We start from the raw sequence: 13,834 nt of genomic DNA on the forward strand, positions 1-13,834 counted from the left end.
AGAACCAGATTCGCCCCGACCAAGACGGTGACCAACAGCCACCACGGCGACAGCGCTGCCGCGAGTGCGGTGCTGATCAAGATCAGGATTCCGGCCAGTAACGGCACGACTCGCTCGATGGTCCATGGTTGTGTGCGCAGGGGGAGTGCCATTGCGTCGAGCTCCTTCTCGGTGATCGGTCCGGCCGGGGTCAAGCCAGTGCGAGGAAGAGTTTTTCCAGCTCTTCGACGGTCATCGGCTCACTGCCCTCGGCTGCTTTCCCGTCCAGGCATTCGCGTAGCCCGGTGGCGACGATCTTGAATCCGGCCCGGTCGAGGGCGCGTGATACCGCCGCGAGCTGAGTGACCACGTCTTTGCAGTCGCGACCCTGCTCGATCATGGCGATGACGCCCGCGAGCTGGCCGTGGGCCCGGCGTAGCCGATTGAGTACAGGTGCGATGCTGGTCTCGTCGCCGACCATGGTGTTTCTCCATTCTCTCGAACCACCTTCCAGGATACCCCATGGGGTATCCTGGAAGATGGTTCGCGCCGATGTCAGTGGTGGGCGAAGCTGATGTTCGGCAGCGCCCGGGTCAGCCACGCCGGGCTCCACCACGCTGCTCTGCCGGTCAGCCGCAAGATGACCGGTAGCAAGACCAGCCGCACCAGTAGCGCGTCGAGCAGTACCGCGACCCCGAGGATGATGCCCATCTCCTTCGGCGGCAGCGGGTCGGCCAGGGCGAAGGTGAAGAACACTGCCACCATCACCGCCGCGGCGGCGAAGATGACCCGCCCGGAATGGGCCAGCCCGTCCAGATGCGCGGCGTGTGGCTCACCGGTGCGCTCGTAGTGTTCCTTCGCGGTGGCCAAGAGGAACACCGTGTAATCCATGGCGATGGCGAAGATCATCGCGAAGAAGAACACCGGGCCCCACCCGTCGAGGAAGCCTTGCGGGGAGAAACCGAGCAGTCCCGCGCCGTGACCATCCTGGAAGATCAACTTGGCCACCCCGAAGGCCGCGGCGGTCGAGAGCAGGCTCACCATTGTGCCGATGGCGGCGATCAACGGGGCTTGCAGCGCGACCAGTAGCAGCGCGAACCCAAGCACGAGGATGATCGAGACCACGATAGGCAGATAGTCGTCGAGAGTTTGTTGCAGGTCGAGGTTTTCCGCTGCTGCCCCTCCCACGAGAGCGTCGCCGGGAAGATCTGTGCGCAGCTGGCTCAGTATCCCCGCCAACTGCGGTGACGACGGATCGACTGACGGCATCGCCTGCATCATCACCAGGTCGCTGCCGTCGGCTGCGGGCTGGGGCGGGGTGAGTATGAGAACGCCATCGGTGGCGCGCGCGGCATCCGCAGCGGCAGGTGCCTGAGCGACAGGTGTGATGATCGACAGCATGCCCGGCGCGCCCTGCCCCATCTGATGCTGGATGAGCTCATAGCCTTGGCGCACAGGCGCTTCGGCGGGCACGACCTGAATCGAGGGCATCGCGGTCTTCAGTCCGAATACCGGTACGGCCAAGCCGATCAGAACGGCCAGGGCCGCGGTCGCGAAGGGCCACGGGTGGTTGTGCAGGATCTGGCCCCAGCGGGCGAACACGGGGGACCGGTGCTGCTGACGGCGCGCGAACGGTAACGCCGCCGCATCGACCCTGCCACCCAGTGCGCCCAGGACGGCCGGCAGCAGGGTCAGCGTCGCGGCCAGCACAAACAGCACTGCCAGCATGATGCCCACTGCCATGGTGCGAACCGCCGGCGCGGGAACGATCAGCACCGCCGAGAGACTCACCAGCACAGTCAGCCCGGACAGCAGCACCGCCTTGCCCGCGGTGTCCACGGTCTCGGCGACCGCTACGCGGGAATCGCCGGCGCGGGCCAGCGCGTCGCGAAAACGAGCGACCAGAAACAACGCGTAGTCGATCCCGAGCGCGAGAGCGAACATCATCGCGAAGTTCATCGCCCATACCGAAATCGGGGTGATCTGGTTCAGCAGCACCAGTCCGCCGGCGGAGGCCACCAGTCCGGCCAGGGTCAGCAGCAACGGCAGGCCGGCCGCGACCAGCGAGCCGAACGCCAACACCATGATCGCCAACGTGACCGGCCAGGAGAACATCTCGGCCTTGATCATCGCGTCGTGATTGGCGGCATTGAAATCACTCCACAGCGCGGAGGCGCCGGTCGGATATACCTCGATTCCGTCTCTGGACAGCGCGGTCAACGCATCCTTGTGCTCGTCGACGGCCTTGACCATGTCATCGGTGGAGGCGTTCGCGCCCGCGATCACGATGCCGGTGTGCTGGTCGGGGCTGACCGTGAACCCCGGCTGCGGTGTGATCACCTGCCCGATCCGTTCATCGCCGGCGAATACCGCGCCGACCTCATCGATCACTCGCGCCATCGCCGGATCGGTGACAGTCAAGGTGTCGGAGTGGACCACCACCTGCACTGCGGCCGAGGAGTTCCCGCCGAAGTGCTGCTGGGCGAGCTCGCGTACCTGCACCGATTCCGAGCCGTTGGCTTGCCATCCCGCTCCTGCCAGCGAGGTGAATACACTCGGCGCGGCGGCTCCCAGTGTGATCAGCGCCAGAAGCCACACCCCGACCACTGCCTTGGTATGCGCGGCCATGAACGCGCCCCACCAGCCGAGGAATCCTGGACCTGTGTGCGGGCGCTGCGCAACGGCGGCCGTCCCAGTATTTGTCTTCTCGACCATCCAACCCTCCTTCGATACCCCTGGGGGTATGCATTCGCCCTCGCCGACTATACCCCAAGGGGTATTTGGGAGTGTGAACGTTTGCCGGGAGAGGGGTGCTCGCGATCATGAGTCAGCACCGACGTCGTCGAAGATGCCGCCGGTCGGGCGGCCCACATCCCTGAGAATCACGCCGGACCAGGTCGCGCCGTCGGCTCGGCGAGCCCGCCGGAGTCAGCTGGGGATGTTCGCTACCGCAGAGTACGAGTGGACGGGACCTGGGGCATCGGCACAGACCAGCGAAGGATCGTGCCGCCGGTCGGATTGGGCTCCACGCTGAAGGATCCGCCGGACTGCTGGGTTCGCGCGGCCATATTCGCCAGACCGCTGCGCCGCTCGGGGTTTTCCGGGATACCGACGCCGTTGTCAGTGACTTCGAGCATGACGTCGTCACCTATCGTGAGTCTGATCGAGACCGCGCTGGCATGCGCATGCCGCACCACATTGCTCACCGCTTCGCGTAGAACGGCCTCGACATGATCGAACATCGCAGGACTCAACACCGACACCGGGCCGGACAGCCTGATCGTCGTCCGGAGGTCTGCTTCGGCGGTCATCTCGGCAACGACGGCATGCAGCCGTTTACGCAGGACCGGCGTCTCGGCGGTCGAGCTCGAGTGTAGGTCGAAGATCGAGTGCCGGATATCTTGCACGATCGCCTGCACGTCGTTGATGGTGTCGACGAGCCGGGTCTTCACTTCGGGCGCGCGCGCACGCTGAACCGTCCCCTGCAAGGACAGACCGACGGCGAATAGACGCTGGATGACATGGTCGTGAAGGTCGCGTGCGATCCGATCGCGCTCGGACACCACATCGAGCTCGCGCATCCTGCGCTGGCTCTCTGCCAGCTGCAGCGCCAGCGCCGCTTGATCGGCGAAGGCGGACATCATCTTTCGCTCGGTCGAACCGAGGACCACCGTCTCGGCCGGACGCACGGTGCTCAACACTCCGAGGACGGCCTGGCCTGCCCGCAGCTGTGACGTTTCCGTCGAGCCCTCGGCGATCAGCGATTCGATCGCCGATGGGTCATCGACTGCTGGTGCCGGCCCCGCCAAGGGCTGAAACGCCGGCCCGGTCGGCGACCAGCGAACAGGGATCTTCCGGCCGACAAGGGCATCGGCGTCAGCACCGGCGGCCGCCGCGATCATCAGCTCGGTGACCTCATCGCTGGGCAGGTCGGGGTCCGCTGGCAAAGCCAGGTAGGCAGAGGCCGACTTGGTCAGCGCCAGGGCGCGCTCGGTGATCAGCTGGTGAACATCCGGCGGCGTTCCACCGGCGAGCACCTCCGAAGCGACATCTTGGGTAGCCTCCAGCCACTGCTGCCGCACCTGCGACTCCTCGTAGAGCCGTGCGTTGGCGATGGCGGTGCCCGCCGCGGCGGCGAGAGCCTGGACCACGACCTCGTCGTCCTCGGTGAACTCTTGGCCGTTGGCCTTCTCGGTCAGATACAGGTTGCCGAAGATCTCGTCGCGGACCTGGACCGGAACGCCGAGGAAGGTCCGCATCGGCGGATGGTGCGGGGGAAACCCCACCGACGACGGATGTTCGGACAAATTCGCGAGCCGGATCGGCCTGGGCTGTTCGAAGAGCAGGCCGAGCACTCCATGGCCCTGGGGTAGATCGCCGATGAGGACTCGCGTCCGGTCATCGATGCCTTCATAGACGAATTCGGCGAGCTTCGTAGAACTCTTGTCGGGCTCGCGGACGCCCAGAGCGCCGTAGCCTGCGTCGACGAGCTCGATCGCGGTATGAACGATCGACCGCAACGTGTTGTCCAGATCTAGACCGGTGGTAATGACCAGCATGGCCTCGATCAGGCGATCCATCTGGTCGCGGACGCCGATGATCTCCGAGATGCGGTCTTGCACCTGATTGAGCAGTTCCCGAAGGCGCGAGTGAGCCAGCGTCTCGACTACCGGCGATCTGCTGCCGCGGCCGCCGTCAGATGAAGGTATCTGCACACCCGCATTCTGGCACTCGGAATCCGCCCGAGCCGGGTCGTACTCGGAGTGGGCACTGCTGTGGCCACTCAGGACATATCCTTACGCGTCGGATCGAGTTTGGACGCCAACACCGCAGCCTGCGTACGCCGTTCCACACCGAGTTTGGTCAGTAGCCGGGATACGTAGTTCTTCACCGTCTTCTCGGCCAGGAACATCCGTGCGGCGATCTGCCGGTTCGTCAAACCTTCTCCAAGCAATGCCAAAAGCTTCCGTTCCTGCTCGGTCAGTCCAGCGAGCGGGCCCTTCTGCTCTTCGGCTTCGGCCCGGATCTTCGCCATCAAAGCTGCGGCCGCACGGTTGTCGAGCAGCGACTTACCCGCGCCGACAGCGCGGACGGCATCGACGAGATCGGTGGTACCGATGTCTTTGACGACATACCCACTTGCTCCGGCGAGAATCGCATCGAGCATGGCCTGCTCGTCGGTGAACGAGGTCAGGATCAGACAGCGCAGGCTGTCGTCGCGCGTGAGCAGCTCGCGGCACAGCTCGATGCCGTTGCCGTCGGGCAGTCTGACGTCGAGTACGACGACCTCTGGCCTTGTCGCAGGGATCCGGGCGAGCGCGTGGTCGACCGTTCCTGCCTCGCCCACCACCTCGAGGTCAGGCTCTGCGCTGATCAGATCCCCCACCCCGCGCCGCACGATCTCATGGTCATCGACAAGGAACACTCGAACCATCGGTCGACTCCTTTCACCGGTGACACCAGCATACGAACACGCGCAGTGTGATGCGGCCGTTCTCCTGCCGGCGGCCGGTGGTCTCCACGGATGAGGACTTTGGTCCCTGGCCACCGAAGTGCGCGAGCTGCTGGACTCGACCACAACGGCTGGGCGGATTCGGAGGTGCACGCGTGGATGTACCGGAAACACAGTCGCGCGCGTTGCCAGGCGGCGGAGAGTTTGCCGCGCAACCCCCGGCGCTGTCGTTTGACGACGGTCTGACCTCATCTGAAGCCGCGGCGCGGCTTGCACGCTACGGCCCCAACACCGTCCCTCGGCCGCCGCCGGCCCGGCTGTGGCAGCGTGTTGTGCGTCAGTTGCGTGACCCGTTGATCGTGGTGTTGCTGGCTGCGACGGTGCTGACCGCGATCATCGGCGACTGGACCGATATGTCGGTCATAATGCTGGTCATCGTGGCGAACACCGTGGTGGGCGTCGGCCAGGAAATCCGCGCGGATCGTGCCATCACCGCCCTCTCGGAGCTGACTGCCCCGTGTGCCCGTGTCATCAGAGATGGTGACCAACGCGAAATCCCGGCTGCCGACGTTGTGCTCGGCGATCTGCTGGTGCTGGCGGAGGGCGACATCGTGCCGGCGGACGCCAATGTGGTCGAAGCGGCGGCCATGACCGTCGACGAATCTGCGTTGACCGGGGAATCGATCCCGGTAGACAAGAGAGCGGGCGGTCAGGTGTCGGCGGGGACGATTGTGGTGCGCGGTCGAGGCAGGGCGGTGGTGACGTCGGTCGGGGCTCAGAGCGCGACCGGACGCATCGCCCACCTGATGGGCAGGGACTCGGGACCGACGCCGTTGCAGAAGCGGCTGCTTGACGTCGGCCGGCTGCTTGCGGTGGTGACGGTCGCCTTGTGTGCGATCGTCCTTGTGCTGGGCCTCGTGCGGGGCGAGCCGGTGGAGCTGATGGTCGTGACAGCGATCAGCCTCGCCGTTGCTGCCGTCCCGGAATCATTACCGGCGGTGGTGACGCTGGCATTGGCCATGGGCGCCCGCCATATGGCGGCGCGCCGTGCTCTTATCCGCAGATTGCCCGCTGTGGAAACACTGGGGTCGGTCACGGTCCTGGCTACCGACAAGACGGGGACGCTGACGGAGGGCCGCATGGTCGCTCGGAAGCTCTGGACTCCGAGCAGCGAAGCCGACATCAGCGGATCCGGATATGCGCCGGACGGCGCGATCACCGCACGTGGAGAAGTTCTCGGCCCTACCGGCCCCAACGATGTGACGGAACTGCTTTCGGCGGCTGCGCTGTGCAACGACGCCCGTCTACGGGCTCCAGACGACGAGGGCCGCGGATGGACCGCCCTCGGCGATCCGACCGAAGCGGCGCTCCTGGCTGCGTCGGCCCGGCTGGGCCTCGCCCAGACCAGCCTGCATGAGCAATTCCCGCGCATAACCGAGCGGCCGTTCGACAGCGACCGCAAGCGGATGTCGACGGTGCACCAGACGCCCGAGGGCCACCACAAGGTGATATGTAAGGGCGCTCCGGAAGTCGTGCTGAGCCGTTCGGTCCTACTCGACGATCTTCAGGTCCTGGACCGCGCCGCCGCCTGGGCGAATCGTCTGGCGTCGGACGGGTATCGAGTGCTTGCCGTGGCCGCGGCAGAGCGCAGCGAAGCCCCGGTGACCGATGGCGACTTCGAAAGCGGACTGCGGTTACTGGGGCTGGTGGCGATAGTCGATCCGCCTCGCAGCGCCGCGGCCGCGACGATCCGCGCCTGCCGCCGGGCCGGAATCCGCCCGATCGTGATCACCGGCGACCACCCCGGCACCGCCCACGCGATCGCGGTGGACCTCGGCATCATCGGACCATCCGAGCGCGTCATCGATTGCCGGCAGATCTCGCACAACGATCTGACGACCGGCACAGTATTCGCCCGGGCGACGCCCGGCCAGAAACTCGACATCATCGAAGCGCTGCGCGGCAACGGCGAGGTTGTCGCGATGAACGGCGATGGGGTCAACGACGGCCCTGCCTTGCGGCGTGCCGATATCGGCGTGGCCATGGGTGGGCGCGGCACCGAAGTTGCCAGGCAGGCCGCCGACCTCGTCCTCGCCGACGACGATCTGAACACAGTGGTGGTCGCGGTCGAAGAAGGCAGGCGGGTGTATGCGAACATCCGCCGCTTCCTTGTCTACGGACTCTCGGGCGGTGCTGCCGAGATCGCCGTCATGCTCGCGGGCCCGTTCGTCGGATTGGCTCTTCCGCTCCTACCGGCCCAGATCCTGTGGATCAACTTGCTCACTCACGGTATTCCGGGTGTTGCCCTCGGGGGCGAGCCCGCCGACCCGGAAGCCATGGACCGCCCACCACGTCCGCCCACCCAGAGCATCCTCGGCGCGGGTCTGTGGCAACGGGTGCCCAGGATCGCGTTTGTGCTGACCGCGGTCACCCTCGGCGTGGCACTCTGGGGTTATCACACCGACCGCCCGTGGCAGAGCATGGCGTTCTTCGCGCTGGGCGCAGCGCAATTGGGTGCGGCCCTGGGTTCCCGGGCCCGCCCAGGCTCCATGGCAAACCCCATGCTGCTGGTCGCGGTCACCGCGGCCCTCGCCCTGCAACTGGCCGGGCTGTATTTGCCCCCGCTGCGTGAACTGCTCGGCACCGAGCCGCTCGGCGCTTTCGAATTGCTGGTCGTCAGCGCCGTGTCGACCCTCGGCTATGCCGCAGTACGGCTCGATCGCATCATCCACCCGAGCCGAGCGGCTGTAGCGTTGTCGCCGCCGCCCGGCCGAAGACCGGCGTAACGTCGGGCTGCCTCCCCGGGGAGGTCGGCGCGCGGGAATCGCACTGGCGAAGGGCCGGTCCAGGTGCCGGGCCGGGGCGAAGCTTACTGATCTCAGGCGATCAGCACCGCGGCGCCATCGAAGCGGCCATGGGCGAGATCGGAGAGCGCTCGGTCGGCATGGTCGAGCGGATACTGATGGGTCGACACGTGCAGGCGGTGTCGGCCGGCGAAGGCGAGGAACTCCCCGGCCTGGGCTCGGGTGTTCGACGTGACGCTACGCAACTGGCGCTCGCGGAAAAGGTGGCGTCGGTAGTTCAACGGCGGGACGTCGGACATGTGGATTCCGGCCAGGGCCAGGGTGCCTCCGCTATCCAATGCTTCGAGTGCGGGCGGCACCAGCTCGCCGGCGGGCGCGAACAGGACCGCCGAGTCGAGGGGTTCCGGCGGTGCGTCGGCCTGGCCCTGCACCGACGCGGCTCCGAGCGCCGTTGCGAGCTCACGAGCGGCCTCGCCCCGTGTCATCACGTGCACGCGTGCGCCACGTGCGATCGCGACCTGTGCGGTCAAGTGGGCGCTTCCGCCGAAACCGTAGATGCCAAGAACACCGCCTGCCGGCAACTCCGCACGCAGCAGGGCGTGGTAGCCGATGATGCCCGCGCACAAGAGCGGTGCCAGCTCCGCGTCCGGGTAACCGGCGGGTAGTGCGAGGGCGAAATCCGAGGGAACGGTAGCGTATTCGGCGTACCCTCCGTCGTCGTCCCACCCGGTGTAACGCGAGTAAGGGCACAGGTTCTCCGCGCCGCGCAGACAGTACCGGCACGTGCCGCAGGTGTGTCGCAACCAGGGGATACCGACTCGGTCACCGACGGCGAAACGGGTAGCACCGGAGGTCGTCACCACTTCTCCGACCACTTCATGCCCAGGCACGACGCTGCGACGGTGTACGTCGAGATCGCCCTCGACGACGTGCAGGTCCGTGCGGCAGACCCCGCACGCCAGCACTCGCACCAAGAGGTCTCCCGCCTGGGAAACCGGGATGGGCGATTCGTGTCTGCGCAACGGGCGGGAGTCGATCGGAGCCGGTTCGTCGACCCGCCACGTCCGCATAGTCTTCGGCGCAACCATGTCTGCCTCCTGCGACCGCTTGATATCGATGCCCTACAGGCCTGACGGGTAGGTCGAACCGCCGAGAAACCAGGTGAACAGCCCCGGGACGACCAGCGCGGACCAATGAACACCGCGCCGGACACCGGAGGCAGTTCCGAGTGGGATCGATGCGCGGAGCACGTCAGCGCTCCGCGACGGGGGTGAGGCCTTCGCCGAGCAGGATCCTGTGGGCCCGCTGCGCGGCCGACGCCATTCGCGAACCGTCGTCCGGCTCTGACGGCAGTTGCTCTAGACCGGCGACGAGGGCGGATACGGCTTCGGCGAGGGCCCGTACCCGCGCATCGAGGACGCTCAGGGTGTCATCGGACTTCATTTCGTTGTCCTCGACCACGGAAAGGAGCACATTGTCCGTAGCGGCCCCGGACAGCACGCTGTTCAGGTGCGTTGGGAGAACTGCGAATACCCGATCCATCTGGCCGGGCGAGAACAGCTCGGACAAGACCGCGGTGATCGAGCCTGCGGCCGTGCCCACCTCATCCCGGCCGATTCCGGCCTCCCGGGCGAACTGTGCAACGAACTCGGCCGTGCCGTGCCGCACCGGAACGTGGCTCGGAACCCAGCCCTCGAAGTAGGTACCCCGCAGGATCTCGGGCAGTTGCGCCGTCAGATGCGCGGACCCGACGACAGTGATGCGGTCACGGACAGTGTGCGTCCATGCGCGCAAAGCACGGTAGGCAAAGGCGAAGTCCTCGGTGCCGAGGCCCTCGGCAACAGCGTGAACCCACTCGTGAGCTTTCTGGACGGCCGGTGCGAAGGGATCGGCAGGGTAGGGCATGGGGTCCTCCTCGTGGTGTCCATCGGTGTCGAGCGAGGTGTTCCACCAAGCCTGAGCTGTCTTCGGGGCATCCCCAAGGGCCATATGTGGGTGAGACGCGGGTCGATGGTCCTTCGGGCTGGTGGCAGTGCAGCGCGCCCGCGCATTCGACGATGACGGTATGAGAGAAGCGACACCGGCTGATCGCGCGTCGAGTGGGCTGTTCGCGTAATCGCCCATCAGGAAATCTGCGGCATCTCGGGCCGATGCCGACATGACCGACTACCGCAGATCACAGGGCCGGCGACGGGGTATTGGGCGCTCGTCTCCGCAACACGGTTGCCGAGTTGCTCCAGCCCGATCAGTTGTGATTTTCGAGAGGTTGTAACGACTATGCCCGACGCCTTGCCCGACTCACCGCTGACGAGCGGGATTCGCGTGACGGAGACGTGGCAGATTGCCTAGGACTTTGGTCCTTGATTCCCGGGCCGAGGTCCGGAGATGGTGCGACACGGTGCCCTATCGGTGATCGGGCCACCGGAGTGGAATCGGCGGTGTCAGCACTTGCCCCTCAGTTGAGGAGACACCATGAATCTACTTCCCGCACATCATCGTCAATCGTTGCTGCCTGAACTCAACGATCTATGGAACGCCGTCGCGCCCACCGGGTTGGCCCCGATGTTCGGCGCTCACCTGCTGCGGCTCGAGGACACCGTCGAGGACGGCCGCTACATCGTGCGGGCCGAGATTCCGGGCATCGACCCTGCCAAGGACGTCGAGGTCTCGGTTCAGGGCCGCCAACTGACGATCAAGGCCGAGCGGACCGAGAAGAAGGAGGAAAAGGGCCGTTCGGAGTTCAACTACGGGTCCTTCTATCGATCGGTCACGCTGCCCGAGGGTGCCGACGAGAAGGGGATCGAAGCGACCTATGCCAAAGGCATTTTGTCTGTGTCGGTGCCGATGGGTGAACCGAAGGAGACACCCAAGGTTGTGGAAGTGAAAGTGACTGACTAGCCCGTCGAGCGCAGCGGATAGGGATCTTGCGGTCCGGCGGGCGTCGTGCATGGCAACGCCCGCCGGGCCGTGAGGTAAGCCTGAGCTGCCTTTTCTTTCGGTGTGCGCAGTCATAGAGTGAGGTCGGCCGAAGTGTTCCCACCGAGATAGCGGAGGGTTGAACATGACGACGATGGAAATGCCACACGTCACCGAATGCACGGTCAGCAACTGTTCCTATAACCACGACGGGTGCCATGCCTACGCGATCAATGTCGCCGGCCACAACGGCAGCGCCGACTGCGAGACCTTCATCCCGTTGACGATGAAAGGTGGACTGGACACGGTTACCAGCATGGTCGGGGCGTGTCAGCGCGCGGATTGCGTACACAATCGCGACCTCGAGTGCACCGCATCCGAGATCCGCGTCGGTCCTGGTTCCGGTGAGCATGCCGCGCGCTGCCTGACGTACAGTTCCCGATGACTGTCTGTCGGCCGATGGCTACTCAGCCGATACCGGCTCTGTCAACAACTCGCGAAGACTGACCCCGGGTCGAATCGTGAATGCTGACCCTTGGGGTCAATTTTGGTGAGTTGGTGGGGGTCAGTTTTGGTGGTTCAGTCGGTTGCGGCGCGGTTCTCTTTGGCGAGCAGGGCGCGGCGTTGGCGGGTGCGGTATGAGTCGCCGGTGAGGGTGAGGACTTCGGCGTGGTGGACGAGGCGGTCGATCATGGCCGCAGCGACGACGTCGTCGGAGAAGGTTTCTCCCCATCGCCCGAACGGCAGGTTGGAGGTCACCATGATCGAGCCCTGCTCATAGCGGGAGGCGACGAGCTGGAAGAACAGATTCGCCGCGTCCTGGTCGAAGGGGATGTAGCCGACCTCGTCGACAATGATCAGTTTGTAGCGGCGGATCTTCTTCAGTTCCGCGTCCAACCGGCCGGCATGGTGGGCGCTGGTGAGTCGGCTGATCCAGTTGCTGGCGGTGTCGAACAACACCGAGTAGCCCGCGTGAGCTGCCTTGACGCCCAGTCCGATGGCCAGGTGCGTTTTGCCGATGCCGGGCGGGCCGAGCAAGATCACGTTCTCGGCTTTCGGGACGAAGGTGCCGGTGGCCAGGTGCGCCAGAACGTCTCGGCGCAGTGAGGGCAGGTGGTCGAGGTTGAAGTCCTCCAAGGTCTTGACCTGCGGGAAGTGCGCGGTGCGGATGCGCATGATGGTGCCCTTGGACTCGCGATCGGCAACTTGGCGTTGCAATAGCGCGGCCAAATACTCTTCGTGCGACCAGTTCTCGTCGCGAGCTTGCTGAGCCAGCTCCTCCCAGCTGCGTCCGATCGTCGACAGCTTCAACACGCGCGTCAGGTAGGCCATCATCGATGGCAACCCGTCGGGTGGCAGCGCTGCGTATATGGCCAGCCGATCCGCTCAGCGATCACCGACCCAGGCATACGCGGATACTCCGCCAGCAACGCGCGAATCTGGCCCTCATAAGCGTCCACCACCCGCCCCCGCGGCTTGCGCTCATACTTCGGCGGCCGGTCCGACGCCAACGCCGCCCGCACCGTATTCCGCGCTACCCCCAACCGACGCGCTATCTCCTTGATCGGCACCCCCTCCGCCCGATGCAACCGGCGGATCTCAGCCCAGTCCTCGATGGCAATCACCCCGAAAGCGTCAACCCCCAGCAGGGGTCAATGTTGAGAAATCGCTGCGGGGTCAGTCTTCAAGAGTTGCCGACAGGCTCACCGGGGGCGGCCGCGAACGAGGCGTTTCGGCTGATGCGCCGACTGCGGACCCGCCGGACCAGGGCTGCCATGCCGGCACGATCGAAAACGTCCGTTCCCGGTAACTGTACGGTGGCGGCTGCCGCAGCCACCCCGAATTCGCATGCGCGTAGTGGTTCCCTGCCCGCGGCAAGGTAATACGTGATGGCGGCCACCAAGCTGTCGCCCGCGCAGGCATCACTTCGGAAGGGATGCGGCAGGGGCGGCGCCGAGATCTCGTAGTGTGCACGGTGATCGGAGTAGACGGCGCCGAGCGCGCCCACTGTGGTAACGGCATGGTCGCAGGATCGGCCAGCGAGTAGCAGGTCGTTCACCGCGCGCGCGTCCGCGTGGCTCGTGATCTGCCGGCCCAGGAGCGCGGCACCCTCATGGCGATCGAGGCGGATGAGGAAGCTGTGCTCGGTGAGAGCCGTCCGCAGTTGGTCGCCGCCGATATCGAGAATCACCTTGGTGCTCGAAGGGCGTTCCCGGACGAGTTGTGCGCTGAAGTCGTCGCGCAACTCCGATGTGGCACTGCCGGATACGACAAGGAAGCCGGCTTCTGCGCACGCTGTCCGTATCGAGTTGATGAGAAGTGACTCCTCGCTCGTAGTCAGCCGAGGTCCCGGCGGTACAACGTGATAACTGCTGCCCGACGAGACATCGGCGATGACGAACGCTTCTCGTGTGTCGGAGTCGATTCTTATCCCCACGTGCCGAAGACCTTCGGCATCGAGGAGACGATCGAGGCGGCGACCGGCCTCTCGACCGGTGGTGTGGATCGCGGTCGCGCAGCCGCCGAGGCGGGCGATACATCGAGCGACATTGATCCCGCCACCTCCTGCGCGGACAGAGTTCATGCGGGCGCGGTTCTTACCCTCGGCGGTGAGCGCGTCCACCTCCATCGACAGATCCACGGTCGGGTTGAGGGTGACGGTGACGATGTCGTTGCGCACCAT

General features: G+C 65.7%; 11 protein-coding genes and 1 pseudogene. 3 read left to right on the plus strand and 9 right to left on the minus strand.

Annotated elements, in window-relative coordinates; genetic code table 11:
• Positions 1 to 190 precede the first annotated feature (190 nt).
• From RJ05_RS27330 to RJ05_RS27345, 4 genes are all read right to left on the minus strand, one after another.
• Positions 191 to 460 (minus strand): metal-sensitive transcriptional regulator, encoded by a 270-nt coding sequence (locus tag RJ05_RS27330; protein ID WP_036542548.1) that lies wholly within the window; start codon positions 458 to 460, stop codon positions 191 to 193.
• Positions 461 to 534: 74 nt separating this feature from the next.
• Entirely contained in the window at positions 535 to 2,694 is a 2,160-nt protein-coding gene (locus RJ05_RS27335; protein ID WP_081597574.1) for an MMPL family transporter, read from the minus strand.
• A gap of 230 nt (positions 2,695 to 2,924) precedes the next feature.
• Complete coding sequence (locus RJ05_RS27340; protein ID WP_283016190.1) at positions 2,925 to 4,601, minus strand: GAF domain-containing sensor histidine kinase; 1,677 nt, start codon at positions 4,599 to 4,601, stop codon at positions 2,925 to 2,927.
• A gap of 161 nt (positions 4,602 to 4,762) precedes the next feature.
• Positions 4,763 to 5,413: a response regulator gene (locus tag RJ05_RS27345; RefSeq protein WP_036542554.1), complete on the minus strand. Its 651-nt coding sequence runs from the start codon at positions 5,411 to 5,413 to the stop codon at positions 4,763 to 4,765.
• A gap of 50 nt (positions 5,414 to 5,463) precedes the next feature.
• On the opposite strand from RJ05_RS27345, the gene RJ05_RS27350 reads away from it, so the two are divergent.
• Positions 5,464 to 8,217 carry a cation-translocating P-type ATPase gene (locus RJ05_RS27350; RefSeq protein WP_081597576.1) on the plus strand — a complete coding sequence of 918 codons (2,754 nt, stop codon included), beginning with the start codon at positions 5,464 to 5,466 and terminating at the stop codon, positions 8,215 to 8,217.
• A gap of 92 nt (positions 8,218 to 8,309) precedes the next feature.
• Here RJ05_RS27350 and RJ05_RS27355 read toward each other — a convergent pair whose 3' ends face one another.
• Entirely contained in the window at positions 8,310 to 9,305 is a 996-nt protein-coding gene (locus tag RJ05_RS27355; protein ID WP_036542608.1) for a zinc-binding alcohol dehydrogenase family protein, read from the minus strand.
• A gap of 181 nt (positions 9,306 to 9,486) precedes the next feature.
• On the minus strand, positions 9,487 to 10,140 hold the full coding sequence (locus RJ05_RS27360) for a DUF2267 domain-containing protein (RefSeq protein WP_036542612.1): 654 nt from the start codon (positions 10,138 to 10,140) through the stop codon (positions 9,487 to 9,489).
• Positions 10,141 to 10,707: 567 nt separating this feature from the next.
• On the opposite strand from RJ05_RS27360, the gene RJ05_RS27365 reads away from it, so the two are divergent.
• On the plus strand, positions 10,708 to 11,133 hold the full coding sequence (locus RJ05_RS27365) for an Hsp20/alpha crystallin family protein (RefSeq protein ID WP_036542558.1): 426 nt from the start codon (positions 10,708 to 10,710) through the stop codon (positions 11,131 to 11,133).
• 163 nt (positions 11,134 to 11,296) lie between these two features.
• Positions 11,297 to 11,596 carry a DUF1540 domain-containing protein gene (locus RJ05_RS27370; RefSeq protein ID WP_036542559.1) on the plus strand — a complete coding sequence of 100 codons (300 nt, stop codon included), beginning with the start codon at positions 11,297 to 11,299 and terminating at the stop codon, positions 11,594 to 11,596.
• A 134-nt stretch (positions 11,597 to 11,730) separates the two neighbouring features.
• Here RJ05_RS27370 and istB read toward each other — a convergent pair whose 3' ends face one another.
• The 3 genes and pseudogenes from istB to RJ05_RS27385 all read right to left on the minus strand — a co-directional run bounded on the left by istB (position 11,731) and on the right by RJ05_RS27385 (position 13,834).
• Positions 11,731 to 12,486, minus strand: coding sequence for an IS21-like element helper ATPase IstB (gene istB / locus RJ05_RS27375; protein ID WP_051016969.1), 756 nt, complete (start codon positions 12,484 to 12,486; stop codon positions 11,731 to 11,733).
• A 38-nt stretch (positions 12,487 to 12,524) separates the two neighbouring features.
• Positions 12,525 to 12,776 (minus strand): annotated as a pseudogene (locus RJ05_RS27380) (helix-turn-helix domain-containing protein); the annotation flags it as partial.
• Positions 12,777 to 12,835: 59 nt separating this feature from the next.
• Positions 12,836 to 13,834: a 1-phosphofructokinase family hexose kinase gene (locus RJ05_RS27385; protein WP_051016970.1), complete on the minus strand. Its 999-nt coding sequence runs from the start codon at positions 13,832 to 13,834 to the stop codon at positions 12,836 to 12,838.

Source organism: Nocardia cyriacigeorgica NBRC 100375 (assembly GCF_000308555.1).
In the GTDB taxonomy this organism is placed as follows: domain Bacteria; phylum Actinomycetota; class Actinomycetes; order Mycobacteriales; family Mycobacteriaceae; genus Nocardia; species Nocardia cyriacigeorgica.